Origin of the sequence: Streptomyces sp. NPDC096105 (genome assembly GCF_044763335.1) — a bacterium.
Taxonomy (GTDB): Bacteria; Actinomycetota; Actinomycetes; order Streptomycetales; family Streptomycetaceae; genus Streptomyces.
Genome location: NZ_JBIWGC010000003.1, coordinates 423,876 through 440,709, shown reverse-complemented (window position 1 = coordinate 440,709; position 16,834 = coordinate 423,876). Strand labels below are relative to the sequence as shown.

Here is a 16,834-nt window from a genome sequence, read left to right as displayed (position 1 = left end):
ATGCGAGGCTTGCTCGACCCGCGAAAGCCCTTGTCGCACCTCGGTACGCAGGACTCCTCCCGGAAACACTAGCGCCGTCGTGTGGTCAAGGTCTCTGTGAGAGCGTGCCGCGGCCCACTTGGTTTCTTTGTGGAGTCCCTACGAATGGCCCAATGATTCTTTGCCCTCGGCAGGCCCCTTGTACCGGGGTTTACCGGTTAGTAGCCTTCGCGTCGTCCCGAACATACTCGGGGTAACCACAGTCGTGCTCGAAGGTGGGTGGGGGCCGGTGGTCCGCAGACCGGTGGCGTGGATCGTCGCGCTCGTGCTGTTCGCCGAGGCGTTGGGCGTGCTGGCGGTGAACTGGTTCCTCGGGGTCGTCGTCGACCGGCAGGACATGTCGCTGGCCAGCCTCGACCCGGACGTGATGTCGGTGTCCTCGAAGGCCGGCGGAGTGGTCTTCGGTCTCTACTTCGCGCTGTGCGGCCTGGTGTCCCTGCTGGTCGCCGTGCGCGACCGGGCCCCGGCCGGATTCGGCAAGGTGCTGCTGATCAGCGCCGCGGTGGTGCACGCGCTGCTCGGCGCGTTCGCGTGGGGGCTCGTCGGCTGGACGGCGTTCCTCCTCATGGCCGTCGTCCTCGCGCTCGTCGTGCTGCTCCTGATGACGCACGACGGGCGGCCCGGGGAGCCGGCGGACGCCGCTGCCGGGACGGCGGGCGGCGGCCCCGGCGGTACGGACGGTTCCGCGGGCCCCGGCGGCCCGGGCGGGCCCGGCACGCCGGTCAGTCCGCCCGCGGCGCCCACAGCTCCGTGATGCCGACGCCCAGTTCGGCCAGCAGGCGGCGGACCAGCGGCAGGCTGATGCCGATCACGTTGCCGTGGTCGCCGTCGATGCCCTCGATGAACGGGGCCGAGCGGCCGTCCAGGGTGAACGCCCCGGCCACGTGCAGCGGTTCGCCGGACGCCACGTAGGCCGCGATCTCCTCCTCGGAAGGTTCACCGAAACGGACGACCGTGGAGGCGGTGGCGGAGGCGTAACGCCCGCTGACGGTGTCGTGGACACAGTGACCCGTCTGGAGGACGCCCGCCCGGCCGCGCATCGCCTTCCAGCGCGCGGTGGCCTCCTCGGCGTCCGCCGGCTTGCCGAGGGCCTGGCCGTCCAGCTCCAGCACCGAGTCGCAGCCGATCACCAGCGCGCCCCGCACCTCGGGCTTCGCGGCGACGACGGACGCCTTGGCCTCGGCCAGGGCGAGCGCCAGTTCGGCGGGGGTGGGGGCGGAGACGGCGTCCTCGTCCACCCCGCTGACCCTCACCTCGGGGTCCAGTCCGGCCTGGCGGAGCAGCCCGAGCCGGGCGGGGGACTGGGAGGCGAGCACGAGGCGGCGACGCGGCTGATCTGTCATACGGTCAGCGTATCGACGTCGCCCGGATGCCTCACCTCACGCCGATCACGAGCATCGCGAGCACCATGGCCAGCGCCATGAGAACACCCAGCCGCCGCAGCATCTCCTGCGCGTCGCGCAGTTCCTTCGGCGGTTTGTTCTCGGGGTCGGACCACAGCATTCCTCCAGCGTGCGGCGGAGCCGGAGGGGGGCGCCTGAGTACGCGTACTCAACTTGGCGGGGCGGGGAGGGTCCGGTGGGGTGAGGGGAGCCGGTGGGGAGGGCGCGGTGACGCGGGACGGGCCGTACGCCGTGCGTACGGCCCGTCCGGGACGCCGTCGCCGGATCAGGCGCCCGGCCAGTACGTCCGCGACCACGACGCCGGGCCCGGCCGGGGCACGTGGCGGGCGGCGATGCGGGACGGGTCGGACCAGGCGTCGCGGACCGTGGGCGCGCCGGACGGCAGGGCGGCCGCCGCCGCGGCGCGCGCCCTGACCACCGCCAGTGCGGCGGCCAGCTCCTCCGGGGTCGGGTTGCCCCGTACGACCTTGATCGTCACAGCGGCTCCTTACAGGGGGATGTTGCCGTGCTTCTTCGGGGGCAGGCTCTCGCGCTTGGTGCGCAGCTGGCGCAGACCGCGCACGATGTGGCGGCGGGTGTCGGACGGCATGATCACCGCGTCGACGTAGCCGCGCTCGGCCGCGACGTAGGGGTTGAGGAGGGCGTCCTCGTACTCCCGCATCAGCCGGGCCCGGGTCGCCTCCGGGTCGTCCGACTCGGCGATGGTACGGCGGTGCAGGATGTTGACGGCGCCCTGCGCGCCCATCACCGCGATCTGGGCGGTGGGCCAGGCGAGGTTGAGGTCGGCGCCCAGGTGCTTGGAGCCCATCACGTCGTACGCGCCGCCGAACGCCTTGCGGGTGATGACGGTGATGAGGGGGACCGTGGCCTCGGCGTAGGCGTAGATCAGCTTGGCGCCGCGGCGGATGATGCCGTCGTGCTCCTGGTCCACGCCGGGCAGGAAGCCGGGGACGTCGACGAAGGTCAGCACCGGGATGTTGAAGGCGTCGCAGGTCCGCACGAAGCGGGCCGCCTTCTCCGACGCGGTGATGTCCAGGCAGCCGGCGAACTGCATCGGCTGGTTGGCGACGATGCCGACGGGGCGGCCCTCGACGCGGCCGTACCCGGTGAGGATGTTCGGCGCGAACAGGGGCTGCGTCTCGAAGAACTCCGCGTCGTCGAGGACGTGCTCGATGACCGTGTGCATGTCGTACGGCTGGTTCGCCGAGTCCGGGACGATCGTGTCGAGTTCGCGGTCCTCGTCGGTGACCGTGAGGTCGGCCTCCTCGGGGAACGCCGGCGGCTCCGAGAGGTTGTTGGACGGGAGGTAGGAGAGGAGCTGCTTGACGTACTCGATCGCGTCCTTCTCGTCGCCCGCCATGTGGTGCGCCACGCCGGACGTGGAGTTGTGCGTGCGGGCGCCGCCGAGCTCCTCGAAGCCGACGTCCTCGCCGGTGACCGTCTTGATGACGTCCGGGCCGGTGATGAACATGTGGCTGGTCCGGTCGACCATGATCGTGAAGTCGGTGATCGCGGGGGAGTAGACCGCGCCGCCCGCGCAGGGTCCGACGACCAGGCTGATCTGCGGGATCACGCCGGAGGCGTGGGTGTTGCGGCGGAAGATCTCGCCGTACGCGCCGAGGGAGGCCACGCCCTCCTGGATGCGGGCGCCGCCGGAGTCGTTGATGCCGACGACCGGGCAGCCGGTCTTCAGCGCGAAGTCCATGACCTTCACGATCTTCTGGCCGTAGACCTCGCCGAGGGCGCCGCCGAAGACGGTGAAGTCCTGGGAGAAGACGGCGACCGGGCGGCCGTCGACCGTGCCGTAGCCCGTGACGACGCCGTCGCCGTACGGGCGGTTGGCGTCGAGGCCGAAGTTGGTGGAGCGGTGCCGGGCGAACTCGTCCAGTTCGACGAAGGAGCCCTCGTCGAGCAGGAGGTCGATCCGCTCACGGGCCGTCAGCTTGCCCTTGGCGTGCTGCTTCTCGACGGCGCGTGCGGAGCCGGCGTGCGTCGCCTCTTCGATGCGACGCTGGAGATCCGCGAGCTTGCCCGCGGTGGTGTGGATGTCAGGCTGCTGCTCTTCCGGCTCGGACATCGGGATGCGGCTCCCTGCCTGCTCAAAAGGGGGGACGGTTACTCAGCCGTAGCGTAGTGGGGGGCCGTGTGTTCGGCAGTGCGGTGTTTCCCACACCTAGTGTGGGTTGCATGACACCCCGAGATGACTCCGAATCCGCTGGGCCCCGCCGTAGCCGGTGGTCCGACCTCGACCGGCCGCCGTTGAACGCCGCCGCGCTGCGGCGGGCTCTCGTGCGGGAGGGAAGTCTGTGGCGGGAGGTGGACGTGGTGCAGCGGACCGGGTCCACGAACTCCGATCTTGTGGCGCGGGCCGGCGGGGGTGGCGCTGAGGGGTTGGAGGAGGGGGTTGTCCTTGTCGCGGAGGAGCAGACCGCCGCGCGGGGGCGGCTGGACCGGAAGTGGGTGGCTCCTGCCCGGTCCGGGTTGTTCTTCTCCGTGTTGTTGCGGCCGGGGGACGCCGTGCCGGTGGAGCGGTGGGGGTGGCTGCCGTTGCTGACGGGGGTCGCCGTGGCTGCCGGGCTGGCGCGGGCCGGGGGCGTCGATACGGCGTTGAAGTGGCCCAATGACGTGCTGGTGACGGTGGGGGGAGAGGAGCGGAAGGCCGGGGGGATCCTGGCGGAGGCCGCGGGGACGGCGGGGGCTTCGGGGGGTGGTGGTGTGGTCGTCGGGGTCGGCATCAACGTGAGTCTGCGCGCTGATGAGCTGCCGGTGCCCACGGCGGGGTCGTTGGCGTTGGCGGGGGCCGTGAGTACGGACCGGGATCCGTTGCTGCGGGCGATGCTGCGGGGGCTGGAGGACTGGTACGGGCGCTGGCGGGCCGCCGGCGGTGACGCGGGGGCGTGCGGGCTGCAGGAGGCGTACGCGGCGGGGTGCGCGACGCTGGGGCGGGTCGTGCGGGCGGAGTTGCCGGGGGACCGGGCGCTGGTGGGGGAGGCGGTGGCCGTGGACGGGGACGGGCGGCTGGTGCTGGCGACGGAGGCGGGGGTGCAGGAGCCGGTGGGGGCGGGGGACATCGTCCACTTGCGGGCGTGAGGTGGGGGATGCGTGCGGTGCGGGTTCCGTCGGTGGGACTGGCGCTCGTGGGGCAGTGTTCCGTCCGGTGGGGGCTGGGGTCCCGTGCCTGCGGCGGAGTGTTCCGTCTGGTGGGGGCTGGGGTTCCGTGCCTGCGGCGGAGTGTTCCGTCCGGTGGGGGCTGGGGTTCCGTGCCTGCGGCGCAGGGTTGCGGTTCGGTGGGGGCGGGCGCAGCGCCCGCGGTCGGTGGGTGGTGCGGGACCGCGGTGGGGGCGGTCGTCCTCGGTCCGGCGCGAGAGTGCGTCTCGGTGAGTGAAGGGCGCGGACGCGCCGGCCGCTGCGGGCGCCCGCCCCCACCCCGTCCCCTCCCCGCCGCAGGCGGCTGCATCCCGCCCATGGTGGGCGAGCCGTCTCGCCGTACGCGGCTACCGCGCGGTCGGGTGCGCCCCCACTGCGGGCAGTCGTGCCGCTGGGGCGGCACGGGTGGGCGCTGGGGGTACCCCCTCTGGGGGAGGCACCCCGTAAGCGCCGGGTTGCGCAGACACCCCGGGCCCGCACCCACCCCGGGCACGTGACGATGCGCCGGGGCGTGCAGCACCCCACCCGCGCCGCTTGCGCGACCGTGGCTGAAAAGCGCCCCCGGGGTCGCGTCCCGGGCGCGTGGGGCAAGGGGCGCGACCCGTGCCTCACCCGCGGCCCAACCTGACGGAGTGAGCTACCGCACACCTGCCGTAGAGTTGAGCCCGGTCGAGACATGGCCGTGACAGATCGGAAGGGCAGCAACGCGTGAGCGTCGACGACTCGGGTTCCGGTGCGGACGCGCAGGGCGACGGCGAGGATCCGCTTGCTCTGCGTCTCGAGCAGCTCATCCTGGGCGCCGAGCGCCGTTACACGCCGTTCCAGGCGGCCCGCAGCGCCGGCGTCACGATGGAGCTCGCCACCCGCTTCTGGCGCGCCATGGGCTTCGCCGACGTCGGCCAGGCGAAGGCCCTGACGGAGGCGGACGTCCTCGCCCTGCGCCGTCTCGCCGGTCTGGTGGAGGCGGGCCTCCTCAGTGAGGCGATGGCCGTGCAGGTCGCCCGGTCCACCGGCCAGACCACCGCACGTCTGGCCGAATGGCAGATCGATTCCTTCCTGGAAGGGCTCACGGAGCCGCCCGAGCCCGGCATGACCCGCACCGAGGTCACGTATCCGATCGTCGAGCTGCTCCTTCCCGAGCTGGAGGAGTTCCTCGTCTATGTCTGGCGGCGGCAGCTCGCCGCCTCGGCCGGGCGCGTGGTGCAGGCGGCCGACGACGAGGAGATGGTGGACCGGCGGCTCGCCGTCGCCTTCGCCGACCTCGTCGGCTTCACCCGCCTGACCCGGCGGATGGAGGAGGAGGAGCTCGGCGAGCTGGTCGAGGCGTTCGAGACCACCGCCGCCGACCTGGTCGCGGCACGCGGCGGACGGCTCATCAAGACCCTCGGCGACGAGGTTCTGTACGCCGCCGACGACGCCGGGACCGCCGCGGAGATCGCCCTGCGGCTCATCGAGACCATGGCGAACGACGAGACCATGCCGGAACTGCGGGTCGGCATGGCCTTCGGCACCGTCACCACCCGGATGGGCGATGTCTTCGGCACGACCGTCAATCTGGCCTCCCGTCTCACCTCCATAGCCCCCCGCGACGCGGTGCTCGTGGACGCCGACTTCGCCCAGGAGCTGATCCGCACCGGTGACGCGCCGGCCAGTGAGGCCGCCGCGGCCGAGGCGGCGGCAGCGGCCGAGAAGGAGGGCGAGGAGCCGCCCTCGTACCGTTTCGCCCTCCGGCCGATGTGGCAGCGGCCCGTGCGTGGTCTCGGCGTGGTCGAGCCCTGGCTGCTGACCCGCCGGAACGACGCGGAGCCGTCGGCCTGAGTTCCCTCAGCCGCCCAGGCAGAGGCTGAGCAGCGGCAGGCAGAGGCCCCGGTCATCGTCGTCGTCAGGCGGAGGGGGCGGGGGCGTGGGTGTGGGTGCCGACGGGGGTGGTGCCGTCGGCTGGTGCCGGTCCGGTGAGGGCTGGGGTGCCGGTGACGTCCGGGGTGGGACGGCGCGGGGGCGGGTGTGTTCGCTCGGTGGTGGTGTGGTCCGGGGTCGTGGGGGTGGCGTTTCGACGCGGGGTGGGAGGAGGGGGGCTTGTGCTTTGCCGCCCAGGGGCCTCGGGGACGTCGGGCGGGGGTGAGGGGGCGGCGGGGGTGTGGAGCCCTCGGGGGGCGCGGGTTCCGTGCCCGGTGTGGAGGTGCTGGTCTCGGGGAGGGGGGCCGCCTTCGTGGCCCTGGGCGGGGTGTCCGGGGCCGCCAGGTGGATGAGGGCCGCCGCGCACGCCGTCAGGGTCAGGGCGCCCGCGGCCAGGAGGGCGCGGCGGTCGCGGGGCTTGCGGTGGCGTCCTCGGGGGACGGTACGGGTCTCGTCCGGTGTCATCGTCTGTCTCCCCCCTGCGGCGCGCCGCGGTGTGCGCACGCTACGCGCCGGGCGGGGCGCGGCTCAGCCGGGTCGGTCGTATGTCACTCGAACGGGTGGACCCTTTTCCTCGGCGGCTCCCGGCTGCCATGATCGGGGCGAGTCACGTTAACCCGCGTTAACCGGAGGGTGTCATGAGTGAGGAACGGTTCGGGGAGTTCGTGCTGGTGCGGCGGCACGAGCGGGGGCATGTCGCGGAGCTCGTCCTCGACCGGCCGAAGGCCATGAACGCGGTGTCGACGGAGATGGCCCGCTCGATCGCCGGGGCCTGTGCGGCGCTGGGCGAGGACCGTGACGTACGGGCGGTGGTGCTGACCTCCTCGCACGAGCGGGCGTTCTGCGTGGGGGCCGATCTGAAGGAGCGGAACTCGTTCAGCGACGCGGACCTGGTGCGGCAGCGGCCGGTGGCGCGGGCCGCCTACACGGGGGTGCTGCAGCTGCCGGTGCCCGCCGTCGCCGCCGTGCACGGGTTCGCGCTGGGGGGCGGGTGCGAGCTGGCCCTGTCGTGCGACGTGATCGTGGCCGACCGTACGGCCGTGATGGGGCTGCCCGAGGTGTCCGTCGGGGTGATCCCGGGCGGGGGCGGTACGCAGTTGCTGCCCCGGCGCGTGGGCGCGGCGCGGGCGGCCGAGCTCATCTTCACCGCGCGGCGGGTGGAGGCCGCCGAGGCGCGGGAGATCGGGCTCGTGGACGCGTTGGTGGAGGAGGGGCGGGACCGCGAGGAGGCGCTCGCCCTGGCCGCGCGGATCGCCGGGAACTCGCCCGTGGGGCTGCGGGCCGCCAAGCGGGCGCTGCGGCTCGGGCACGGACTCGATCTGCCGGCCGGGCTGGAGGTCGAGGACGCGGCCTGGCGGTCGGTGGCGTTCTCCGGGGACCGGGCGGAGGGTGTCGCGGCCTTCAACGAGAAGCGGCGGCCGGAGTGGCCGGGGGAGTGACTTTCACATCGTCCCCGATGTCTCGACAAGCGGAGAATCTCCCTAATCTGGGGGAATGGGTGAGGAGAGCCGGCTGGCGGCCGTGGTGGCGCTGGCTCAGGGCATGGCCGCCGCGCACAGTTCGCGGGAGGCGTGGCGGGCCGCCGCCGGCGGGGCCCGCCGGGCGCTGGGCGGGAGTTTCGCCGCGCTGTCGGTGTGGGAGCGGGAGCTCGGACGGCTGCGGGTGCTGGTGAACGTCGGGGAGCTGGCCGAGGGCGAGGAGGAGTTCCCCGAGGACGAGTCGTACCCGGTGCACCAGTTCGCCGAGATCACCGAGTTCCTGCACGAGCAGTGGGCCGGCGGGGGCGAGCCCGACGCCTGGGTGGAGACCGCGCAGGGCCCCGAGGAGGGGCGCGCCGGCTACTGCCACCAGCGGGTCGCGGCGCTGCGGCGGCGGGGGCGCGGCTGCTGCGTGGTCGCGCCGATCGTGATGCACGGGCGGGCCTGGGGCGAGCTGTACGTGGCCCGGCCGGTCGGTGAGCCCGTGTTCGGGCGCGCGGACGCCGACTTCGCGACCGTGCTGGCCGCCGTGGTGGCCGCGGGCATCGCGCAGACCGAGCGGCTGGAGGAGGCGCGGCGGCTGGCCTTCACGGACTCGCTGACCGGCCTCGCCAACCGGCGGGCCGTGGACGCCCGGCTGGACGAGGCGGTCGAGCGGCACCGGCGCGACGGGGCCGTCGTCAGCCTGGTGGTGTGCGACGTGAACGGGCTGAAGCGGGTCAACGACACGCTCGGGCACTCCGTGGGCGACCGGCTGCTGGAACGATTCGGCACCGTTCTCTCGCTGTGCGGGGCGATGCTGCCGGGCGCCCTGGCGGCGCGGCTCGGCGGGGACGAGTTCTGCCTGCTGGCGGTCGGGCCGCCCGCCGACGAGGTGGTCAAGGCGGCCGACGAGGTGTGCCGGCGGGCCGTCGAGCTGGGCATCGGGGACGGGGTCGCGTGCGGGGTGGCGTCCACCGGGGACCCGATCGGGCCGGTGCGCTCCGCCCGGCGGCTGTTCCGGCTGGCCGACGCGGCGCAGTACCGGGCCAAGGCCGAGCGGGCCGCGCATCCCGTGGTGGCCGGGCGGGAGGGGCCGGGCGACCCCGTGGTGCGGCTCGCGGACGAACCGTCGCGGGAGGCCGACGGGGAGCGGCGCCGGTTCCGCGGGCGGCACGCGCCCGGGTAAGGGGCGCGGGCCCGGTCCGGTGGTGACAGTGCGGCATTCACTGCGTAGGCTCCTGAATATGGATATGCACACTGTGGTGGTGGGGACGTCGGGCGTGACCGCGTCCGACGTGCGGGCCGTGGCGCGCGACGGCGCCCGCGTCGAACTGTCCGCGGAGGCGGTCGCCGCCCTCGCCGCGTCCCGCGAGATCGTGGACGCCCTGGCTGCCGAGCCGGACCCCGTCTACGGGGTGAGCACCGGTTTCGGCGCCCTGGCGACCCGGCACATCAGCCCCGAGCTCCGTGCCCGGTTGCAACGCAACATCGTCCGCTCGCACGCCGCCGGCATGGGGCCGCGCGTGGAGCGGGAGGTCGTCCGGGCGCTGATGTTCCTGCGGCTGAAGACCGTCTGCTCCGGACACACCGGTGTCCGGCCCGAGGTCGCGCAGACGATGGCCGACGTGCTGAACGCCGGGATCACCCCGGTCGTGCACGAGTACGGCTCCCTCGGCTGCTCCGGCGACCTCGCCCCGCTGTCCCACTGCGCCCTCGCGCTGATGGGCGAGGGGGAGGCGGAGGGTCCCGACGGCAGCGTGCGGCCGGCCGGTGAACTGCTCGCCGACCACGGCATCCGGCCCGTCGAACTGCGCGAGAAGGAAGGGCTCGCCCTCCTCAACGGCACCGACGGCATGCTCGGCATGCTGGTCCTGGCCCTCGCCGACCTGGACCTCCTCTACCGGTCCGCCGACGTCACCGCCGCGCTGAGCCTGGAGGCGCTGCTCGGCACCGACAAGGTGCTCGCCCCCGAGCTGCACGCCATCCGCCCGCATCCCGGACAGGCCGCGAGCGCCGCCAACATGCTGGCCGTGCTGGAGGGTTCGGGCCTGACGGGACATCACCAGGACGACGCGCCCCGGGTCCAGGACGCCTACTCGGTGCGCTGCGCCCCGCAGGTCGCCGGTGCCGGACGCGACACCCTGGCGCACGCCCGGCTGGTCGCCGAGCGCGAACTCGCCGCCGCCGTCGACAACCCGGTGGTCCTCCCCGGGGGCGCCTCCCAGGCTTTCGGCTCCGGGGGAGGCCGTCTGGAGTCCAACGGCAACTTCCACGGGGCGCCGGTCGCCTACGTGCTGGACTTCCTCGCCATCGCCGTCGCCGACCTCGCCTCCATCACGGAGCGCCGCACCGACCGGCTGCTCGACAAGAACCGCAGCCACGGACTGCCGCCGTTCCTCGCCGACGACGCCGGCGTCGACTCCGGGCTGATGATCGCCCAGTACACGCAGGCCGCCCTGGTCGGCGAGCTGAAGCGGCTGGCCGTACCGGCGTCGGCGGACTCCATCCCGTCGTCCGCGATGCAGGAGGACCACGTCTCCATGGGCTGGTCGGCGGCGCGCAAGCTGCGCACCGCCGTCGACGGCCTCGCCCGGGTCGTCGCCGTCGAGCTGTACGCCGCCGCGCGGGCCGTGGAACTGCGTGAGGGGCTCACCCCGGCCCCGGCGACGCGGGCGGTGCTGAAGGCGCTGCGGGAGGCCGGCGTGGGCGGCCCCGGCCCGGACCGGTACCTGGCGCCCGACCTCGCCGCCGCGGAGACGTTCGTACGGGACGGGCGGCTGGTGGCAGCCGTGGAGCGGGTCACCGGGCCGCTGAGGTGAAGAGGCCGGGGCCCCGCGGACGTGTCCGCGGGGCCCCGGTACGCCGTGGGGGAGTTCAGAACTCCAGGCGCTCCCTGCGGACCGAATAGACGACGAAGCCGGCGCCGAGGGCCAGACAGGCCGTGCCGCCGACGATGTACGGGGTGCTGTCGAAGCTTCCGGTGTCCGCGAGGCGGACGTCCTGGCCGGTGGTCTCCAGCGAGGCCGACGTCGCGCTCGACACGCCTCTCGCCTGCTCGGTGACCTGCGGGGACGGACCCGCGGACGGCGCGGTCCCCGTCGGGGCGTCCGAGGTCGCGTTCGCGGACGGGACGAACCACAGGGCGCACAGCAGGGTGCCCGCGGCGGTGGCGGTCAGCAACGGACGGAGCGCGGATGACACGGAATATCGATCCCCTTGTGGCGCTGGCGAATTGGCCGTGTGGGCTGATGGTAGTGAACCGCGCGGGTCACAGGAAAGTCACGGGCGTCCGTCCCCGTGCGCTCCGGGCGTGACCACGTCGGGGATCTCACGGTTTGCCGGGTTCGCCTGCAGGGTGTCCCCGGGACCGGCGACGTGCGGGCGCCGACCGGCGCCGCGCTGCGGGGCGCCGGTCGGCACGGGGCCGGCGGGCGGCGAACGGACCCGGGCGGAAAGGGCTGTGACGGAGGACACAGCGGAAGTCCTGGCTCGTCTCGTGGACGCGTTCGCACTGGTCGGAGAGGTGCCGGGGGCGGAACCGCCGCGGGCCTCCTGGGGCAGTGAGCGGATCGACCGCGGCCCGCACTCGCCCGAAGGGGGCGCCGGCGACGAGGATGAGAGCCTGTTCGGCGCGGGCGACGAGGACCGCGACGACGAGTCCGGCGGCGAAGAGTCCCTCCATGACGCGTCCTGCGGCGGCGGGTCCCGCGCCCACGGGACGACTTGGGGAAATGTTGACCCCGCGAGGCAACCGGCGCACCGGATCGGAACGTCTCAAACGGCGCAAAGACCGGCGTTCCCGCGGTCCGCACCGGCGGACGTGGCGAGTTCCACACGCGTGGGCCTCGGGAACCGGATCACCCGGTCGTAGCGTTGAACGTTGTGGACGAGACGCCTCGGCTCCCGCCGGGCTCTCGTGGGGTTGGGATTCTGGCGACGATGGAGAAGCGTGTGATGACGGACGGTAAGCGGCGGCGCAGGGGTCTGGCGGCCGCGTCCGCTCTGCTCGGCGGAGTGCTGGTGCTCTCGGCGTGTTCCGGCGGGGACGACGACGCCGCCGCGGGGTCCGACGGCAAGGACACCTCGCAGGCGCAGGTCGACGAGGCGGCGGCCAAGGAGTCCTCCGAGGCGCGGATCGAGATCACGCCCAAGAACGGCTCGAACAACGCCTCCATCAACAACTCGGCCACCGTGACCGTCGACAAGGGCACGCTCACCAAGGTCACGATGACCGGTTCCGACGGCACCGTCGTCGAGGGCGAGATATCGGCCGACAAGAAGAGCTGGAAGCCCAGCGTCCAGCTCGAGCGCGCCACCACCTACAAGCTGGCCGTGTCCGCGAAGGACTCCCGGGGCCTCGTCGCCCACGAGAACGCGTCCTTCACGACGGTCTCCCAGGCCAACAGCTTCATCGGCACCTTCACCCCGGACAACGGCACCACGGTCGGCGTGGGCATGCCGGTGTCGATCAACTTCGACAAGGCGATCACGGACAAGGCCGCCGTGCAGAAGGGCATCACCGTGTCCTCCACCAGCGGCCAGGAGGTGGCCTGCCACTGGTTCAACGCCAACCGCATGGACTGCCGCCCCGAGCAGTACTGGCAGGAGGGCTCCACCGTCACCCTGAAGCTGGCGCTCGACGGCGTCGAGGGCGCCGAGGGCGTCTACGGCGTCCAGCAGAAGACGGTCACCTTCAAGATCGGGCGCAACCAGGTCTCCTACGTCGACGCGAAGACCAAGCAGATGAAGGTCACGCAGAACGGCAAGACCGTCAAGACCATCCCGATCTCCGCCGGCGCGCCCGAGACCAAGACGTACGAGGGCCAGATGGTGATCTCCGAGAAGTTCAAGGAGACCCGGATGAACGGCGCGACGGTCGGCTTCACCGACGACGACGGCAAGGGCGAGTACGACATCGCGGACGTGCCCCACGCCATGCGCCTGAGCACCTCCGGCACCTTCATCCACGGCAACTACTGGGGCGCGAAGTCCATCTTCGGCAGCGTCAACACCAGCCACGGCTGCGTGGGCCTCGCCGACACCAAGGGCGCGAACGACCCGAGCACGCCGGGCGCCTGGTTCTACAACAACTCGATCATCGGTGACGTGGTCGTCGTGCAGAACACCGGTGACAAGACCATCGCCCCGGACAACGGCCTCAACGGCTGGAACATGGACTGGGAGCAGTGGAAGGCGGGCTCCGCGATCTGACGCCCCCTCCGCCACGACGGAAAACCCACACCACCCGGCCGGTGCCCTCGAACCCTCCCTCGGGAGCGGTGACGGGGCATCGGCCGTTTTCGTCCCTCCGGCCCCAACCGCGCGATTGCGTAACGGAGTTCCGGCGATGACATCACAGTCACCCGGCGACTTCCCGACCTCTTCCGATCCCCCTTGAGCCGCTTGATCGCCCGTCGGCATACTCCGAGCACCGGGGGGTGCGCGCAGGCGTACGAGACCACCCCCGGCCGGGTGATGCTTCGGCCACCCGGCGACTCCGCTAGGGGGAACCTTGCGCAGACAAGTGAAAAGAGCATGCGCGGCCACGATCGCCACGGCGACCGCCGTGGCGCTCGCGGCGGGCATGGCCGGCCCCGCGTCGGCGAACGGGGAGGGCACCACGGCCGCCGGCTCGTCCGCGAGCGCGGCCGCACTCAAGGGCAAACACCGGATCACCCTCATCACGGGCGACCGGGTCACGCTGGACGCCAAGGGCCGCGTCGTGGGCCTGGAGCCGGCCGAGGGCCGGGAGCACATACCCGTCCAGATCCGCCGCGGCGACGGCCACACGCTGGTCGTGCCGGCCGACGCCGCCCGGCTGGTCGCGTCCGGCAAGCTGGACCGACGGCTCTTCGACGTCACGGAGTTGAGCAAGGCGGCGACCCGCACCGCGCACCGGAGCGGTCTGAAGGTCATCGTCGGCTACCGGGGCTCCGCGAAGACCGCCAAGGCCGAGGTCCGTGACGCGGGCACGGTCCGCCGGGCGCTGACGTCCCTGAACGCGGAGGCGGTGCAGACGCCGCACGAGGCCACCGCCGAGCTGTGGGACGCCGTCACCGACGGCGACCGTACCGCCTCCGGTGTCGCCCGCGTCTGGCTGGACGGCGTCCGCAAGGCGTCCCTGGACACCTCGGTCGGGCAGATCGGCACCCCGAAGGCCTGGGAGGCCGGCTACGACGGCAAGGGCGTCAAGATCGCCGTCCTGGACACCGGTGTGGACGCCACCCACCCCGACCTCAAGGGCCAGGTGAGCGCGTCCAAGAACTTCACCTCCGCGCCCACCGCCGGGGACGTGGTCGGCCACGGCACCCATGTCGCGTCCATCGCGGCCGGCACGGGCGCCCAGTCGAAGGGCAAGTACAAGGGCGTCGCGCCCGGCGCGAAGATCCTCAACGGCAAGGTCCTCGACGACAGCGGCTTCGGCGACGACTCCGGGATCCTCGCCGGCATGGAGTGGGCGGCCGCCCAGGGCGCCGACATCGTCAACATGAGCCTCGGCGGCATGGACACCCCGGAGACCGACCCGCTGGAGGCGGCGGTCGACAAGCTCTCCGCCGAGAAGGGCGTCCTGTTCGCCATCGCGGCGGGCAACGAGGGTCCGCAGTCGATCGGTTCGCCCGGCAGCGCGGACTCCGCCCTCACCGTCGGCGCCGTCGACGACAAGGACAAGCTCGCCGACTTCTCCTCCACCGGCCCGCGCCTCGGCGACGGGGCCGTCAAGCCGGACGTCACCGCCCCCGGCGTGGACATCACGGCCGCCTCGGCGAAGGGCAACGACATCGCCGGGGAGGTCGGCGAGAAGCCGGCCGGCTACATGACCATCTCCGGCACCTCGATGGCCACCCCGCACGTCGCGGGCGCCGCCGCGCTGCTGAAGCAGCAGCACCCGGAGTGGACGTCCACGGAGCTGAAGGGCGCCCTCACCGCCTCCACCAAGGGCGGCAAGTACACCCCCTTCGAGCAGGGTTCGGGCCGCGTCCAGGTGGACAAGGCGATCGCGCAGACCGTGATCGCGGAGCCGGTGTCGCTGAACTTCGGCGTGCAGCAGTGGCCGCACACCGACGACAAGCCGGTCACCGAGAAGCTCACCTACCGCAACCTCGGCACCGAGGACGTCACGCTGAAGCTGACGTCGACCGCCACCGGACCGAAGGGCAAGGCCGCCCCGGCCGGCTTCTTCACCCTCGGCGCCTCCACCCTGACCGTCCCGGCGGGCGGCACGGCCTCCGTGGACGTCACCGCCGACACCCGCCTCGGCGGCACGGTCGACGGCGCGTACTCGGCGTACGTGGTCGCCACGGGAGGCGGTCAGACCGTGCGCACCGCCGCCGTGGTGGAGCGCGAGGTCGAGTCCCACACCGTCACGCTGAAGGTCCTCGACCGCTCCGGCAAGGCGACCGCGAACTACTCGACGTACCTGTCGGGCCTCACCGGCCTGGGCAAGGACCGGTCGTTCGCGCCGTACGAGGCCGACGGCACCGTCAGCGTGCGCGTGCCCAAGGGCAGTTACGTCCTGGACGCCAGCGTGTTCGTGGGCGCCGACCCGGAGAAGTGGCGGGGCGCCGACTGGCTCGCCCAGCCGAAGCTGGACGTCACCAGGAACACCACCGTGACGGTGGACGCCCGCAAGGCCAAGCCGGTGAAGGTCACCGTGCCGGGCAAGGGCGCCAAGACGGAGTTCGCCCTGGCCGACTACACCGTCGAAACCAACGACAGCGCGGTCTCCTACGGCTGGTGGCTGGCGTCCTTCAGCGGCTTCCGCACCGCCCACCTCGGGCCGCAGGTCACCGACGGCACGCTGATCCAGCAGTGGAACGCCCACTTCAGCAAGGGTTCCACGGCGCAGTACAGCGCCGTCACCGGCGGCAAGGTGAAGAAGGTCGCGACCGGTTACACCCGCGCCCTCAAGGCCAAGGAGTTCGCCACCGTCCAGGTCGGCATGGGCGCGGCGGCGAGCGGCAAGAAGGGCTCCGTCAGCGCGTACGGCTGGCTGCCGGGCAGCTCCGGCGCCTCCGGGCTCGGCATCGAGCAGAAGCTGCCCAGCACCCGCACGCTGTACCTGTCCGCGGTCAACGGCGTGAAGTGGGACCTCGACTTCGAGCAGCAGAGCGGGGTCGACAAGGAGGGCTGGCCCGTCTACGACGCCGGCTACACCATCGGCGTCGACAAGGCCTACAAGGGCGGCAAGAGCTACCGGGAGACCGTCAACACGGCCGTCTTCGGGCCGCGTCTCACCTCGGACTACGGCGTCTTCCGCGACGGCAACGACCTTTACGGCATGATCCCGCTGTTCTCCGACGGCAAGGGCCACGTGGGCTCCTCGGAGATCACGTCCGCCACGACGACCCTCTACCGCAACGGCAAGAAGGTCGGCTCCAACAAGGACCCGCTGTCCGGTGAGGCCTTCACCGTCCCGTCCGGTGACGCCGCCTACCGGCTGACCACCTCGGTCAAGCGGAGCGCCAAGGTCGCCGCCGCGTCCACCCGCGTCGACGCGAGCTGGACCTTCCGGTCCAAGAAGACCTCCGGCGAGAAGCACCTGCCCGTCTCCTCGGCCCGGTTCGCCGCGGTCACGGGGCTGGACAGCAAGGTCCCGGCCGGCAAGAAGGCCACCTTCCCGGTCGTCGTGGAGGGCGCCGCCCAGGGCAAGAACCTCAAGTCCCTGGCGGTGTACGTCTCCTACGACGGCGGCAAGACCTGGAAGAAGACCACGGTCAAGAAGGGCAAGGTCACCGTCAAGAACCCCGCCAAGGGCAAGGCGATCTCCTTCCGCGCCAAGATCACCGACAAGAAGGGCAACACGTCCCTGATCTCGGTCTACAACGCCTACCACGGCAAGTAGTCCCCGACGGACGTGACCACGGCGCGGTGAGACCGCGCGACGCACGA

Annotated in this window: 13 protein-coding genes; 8 read left to right on the top strand and 5 right to left on the bottom strand. The window is 72.6% G+C overall.

The features are described 5' to 3' along the window. Positions 1–268: 268 nt before the first annotated feature. The gene (locus ACIQ8B_RS07530; protein ID WP_403545962.1) at positions 269–793 is read left to right on the top strand and encodes a hypothetical protein; all 525 of its coding nucleotides are present in this window, start codon (positions 269–271) and stop codon (positions 791–793) included. On the opposite strand, the gene ACIQ8B_RS07525 is transcribed toward ACIQ8B_RS07530, so the two are convergent. The 4 genes from ACIQ8B_RS07525 to ACIQ8B_RS07510 form a co-directional block, all read right to left on the bottom strand. Continuing rightward, on the bottom strand, positions 762–1,382 hold the full coding sequence (locus ACIQ8B_RS07525) for a Maf family protein (RefSeq protein WP_403545960.1): 621 nt from the start codon (positions 1,380–1,382) through the stop codon (positions 762–764). The genes ACIQ8B_RS07530 and ACIQ8B_RS07525 overlap by 32 nt on opposite strands. A 31-nt stretch (positions 1,383–1,413) precedes the next feature. Continuing rightward, the gene (gene mmpB / locus ACIQ8B_RS07520; protein WP_274543353.1) at positions 1,414–1,542 is read right to left on the bottom strand and encodes a morphogenic membrane protein MmpB; all 129 of its coding nucleotides are present in this window, start codon (positions 1,540–1,542) and stop codon (positions 1,414–1,416) included. Positions 1,543–1,707: 165 nt separating this feature from the next. Next, the gene (locus ACIQ8B_RS07515) at positions 1,708–1,920 is read right to left on the bottom strand and encodes an acyl-CoA carboxylase epsilon subunit (protein WP_106412725.1); all 213 of its coding nucleotides are present in this window, start codon (positions 1,918–1,920) and stop codon (positions 1,708–1,710) included. A 9-nt stretch (positions 1,921–1,929) separates the two neighbouring features. Continuing rightward, a complete protein-coding gene (locus ACIQ8B_RS07510; protein WP_403545958.1) occupies positions 1,930–3,519 on the bottom strand; it encodes an acyl-CoA carboxylase subunit beta in 1,590 nt (529 codons plus the stop codon). Positions 3,520–3,629: 110 nt separating this feature from the next. On the opposite strand from ACIQ8B_RS07510, the gene ACIQ8B_RS07505 reads away from it, so the two are divergent. The 5 genes from ACIQ8B_RS07505 to hutH all read left to right on the top strand — a co-directional run bounded on the left by ACIQ8B_RS07505 (position 3,630) and on the right by hutH (position 10,764). Next, a complete protein-coding gene (locus ACIQ8B_RS07505; protein WP_403545956.1) occupies positions 3,630–4,532 on the top strand; it encodes a biotin--[acetyl-CoA-carboxylase] ligase in 903 nt (300 codons plus the stop codon). Positions 4,533–5,297: 765 nt separating this feature from the next. Then, positions 5,298–6,407 carry an adenylate/guanylate cyclase domain-containing protein gene (locus tag ACIQ8B_RS07500; RefSeq protein ID WP_290007962.1) on the top strand — a complete coding sequence of 370 codons (1,110 nt, stop codon included), beginning with the start codon at positions 5,298–5,300 and terminating at the stop codon, positions 6,405–6,407. Between the two features lie 716 nt (positions 6,408–7,123). Then, complete coding sequence (locus ACIQ8B_RS07495) at positions 7,124–7,924, top strand: enoyl-CoA hydratase/isomerase family protein (RefSeq protein ID WP_106412721.1); 801 nt, start codon at positions 7,124–7,126, stop codon at positions 7,922–7,924. A gap of 55 nt (positions 7,925–7,979) precedes the next feature. Next, positions 7,980–9,131, top strand: coding sequence for a GGDEF domain-containing protein (locus tag ACIQ8B_RS07490; protein ID WP_290007965.1), 1,152 nt, complete (start codon positions 7,980–7,982; stop codon positions 9,129–9,131). Between the two features lie 64 nt (positions 9,132–9,195). Beyond that, entirely contained in the window at positions 9,196–10,764 is a 1,569-nt protein-coding gene (gene hutH / locus ACIQ8B_RS07485) for a histidine ammonia-lyase (protein WP_403546045.1), read from the top strand. 55 nt (positions 10,765–10,819) lie between these two features. Here hutH and ACIQ8B_RS07480 read toward each other — a convergent pair whose 3' ends face one another. Then, a complete protein-coding gene (locus ACIQ8B_RS07480; protein WP_403545953.1) occupies positions 10,820–11,146 on the bottom strand; it encodes an LAETG motif-containing sortase-dependent surface protein in 327 nt (108 codons plus the stop codon). A 753-nt stretch (positions 11,147–11,899) separates the two neighbouring features. On the opposite strand from ACIQ8B_RS07480, the gene ACIQ8B_RS07475 reads away from it, so the two are divergent. Together ACIQ8B_RS07475 and ACIQ8B_RS07470 are read left to right on the top strand one after the other, a co-directional pair. Next, complete coding sequence (locus ACIQ8B_RS07475) at positions 11,900–13,156, top strand: Ig-like domain-containing protein (RefSeq protein WP_403545951.1); 1,257 nt, start codon at positions 11,900–11,902, stop codon at positions 13,154–13,156. A gap of 373 nt (positions 13,157–13,529) precedes the next feature. Then, positions 13,530–16,787 carry a S8 family peptidase gene (locus ACIQ8B_RS07470; protein WP_403546043.1) on the top strand — a complete coding sequence of 1,086 codons (3,258 nt, stop codon included), beginning with the start codon at positions 13,530–13,532 and terminating at the stop codon, positions 16,785–16,787. The last annotated feature ends 47 nt before the right edge of the window (positions 16,788–16,834 follow it).

What these genes read in the sequence shown, in the direction of transcription:
- ACIQ8B_RS07475 (WP_403545951.1), top strand. Translation starts at nt 11,900, where the DNA reads ATGACGGACGGTAAGCGGCGGCGCAGGGGTCTGGCGGCCGCGTCCGCT.
- ACIQ8B_RS07505 (WP_403545956.1), top strand. Translation starts at nt 3,630, where the DNA reads ATGACACCCCGAGATGACTCCGAATCCGCTGGGCCCCGCCGTAGCCGG.
- ACIQ8B_RS07495 (WP_106412721.1), top strand. Translation starts at nt 7,124, where the DNA reads ATGAGTGAGGAACGGTTCGGGGAGTTCGTGCTGGTGCGGCGGCACGAG.
- ACIQ8B_RS07470 (WP_403546043.1), top strand. Translation starts at nt 13,530, where the DNA reads ATGGCCGGCCCCGCGTCGGCGAACGGGGAGGGCACCACGGCCGCCGGC.
- ACIQ8B_RS07510 (WP_403545958.1), bottom strand. Translation starts at nt 3,519, where the DNA reads ATGTCCGAGCCGGAAGAGCAGCAGCCTGACATCCACACCACCGCGGGC.
- mmpB (WP_274543353.1), bottom strand. Translation starts at nt 1,542, where the DNA reads ATGCTGTGGTCCGACCCCGAGAACAAACCGCCGAAGGAACTGCGCGAC.
- ACIQ8B_RS07490 (WP_290007965.1), top strand. Translation starts at nt 7,980, where the DNA reads ATGGGTGAGGAGAGCCGGCTGGCGGCCGTGGTGGCGCTGGCTCAGGGC.
- hutH (WP_403546045.1), top strand. Translation starts at nt 9,196, where the DNA reads ATGCACACTGTGGTGGTGGGGACGTCGGGCGTGACCGCGTCCGACGTG.
- ACIQ8B_RS07525 (WP_403545960.1), bottom strand. Translation starts at nt 1,382, where the DNA reads ATGACAGATCAGCCGCGTCGCCGCCTCGTGCTCGCCTCCCAGTCCCCC.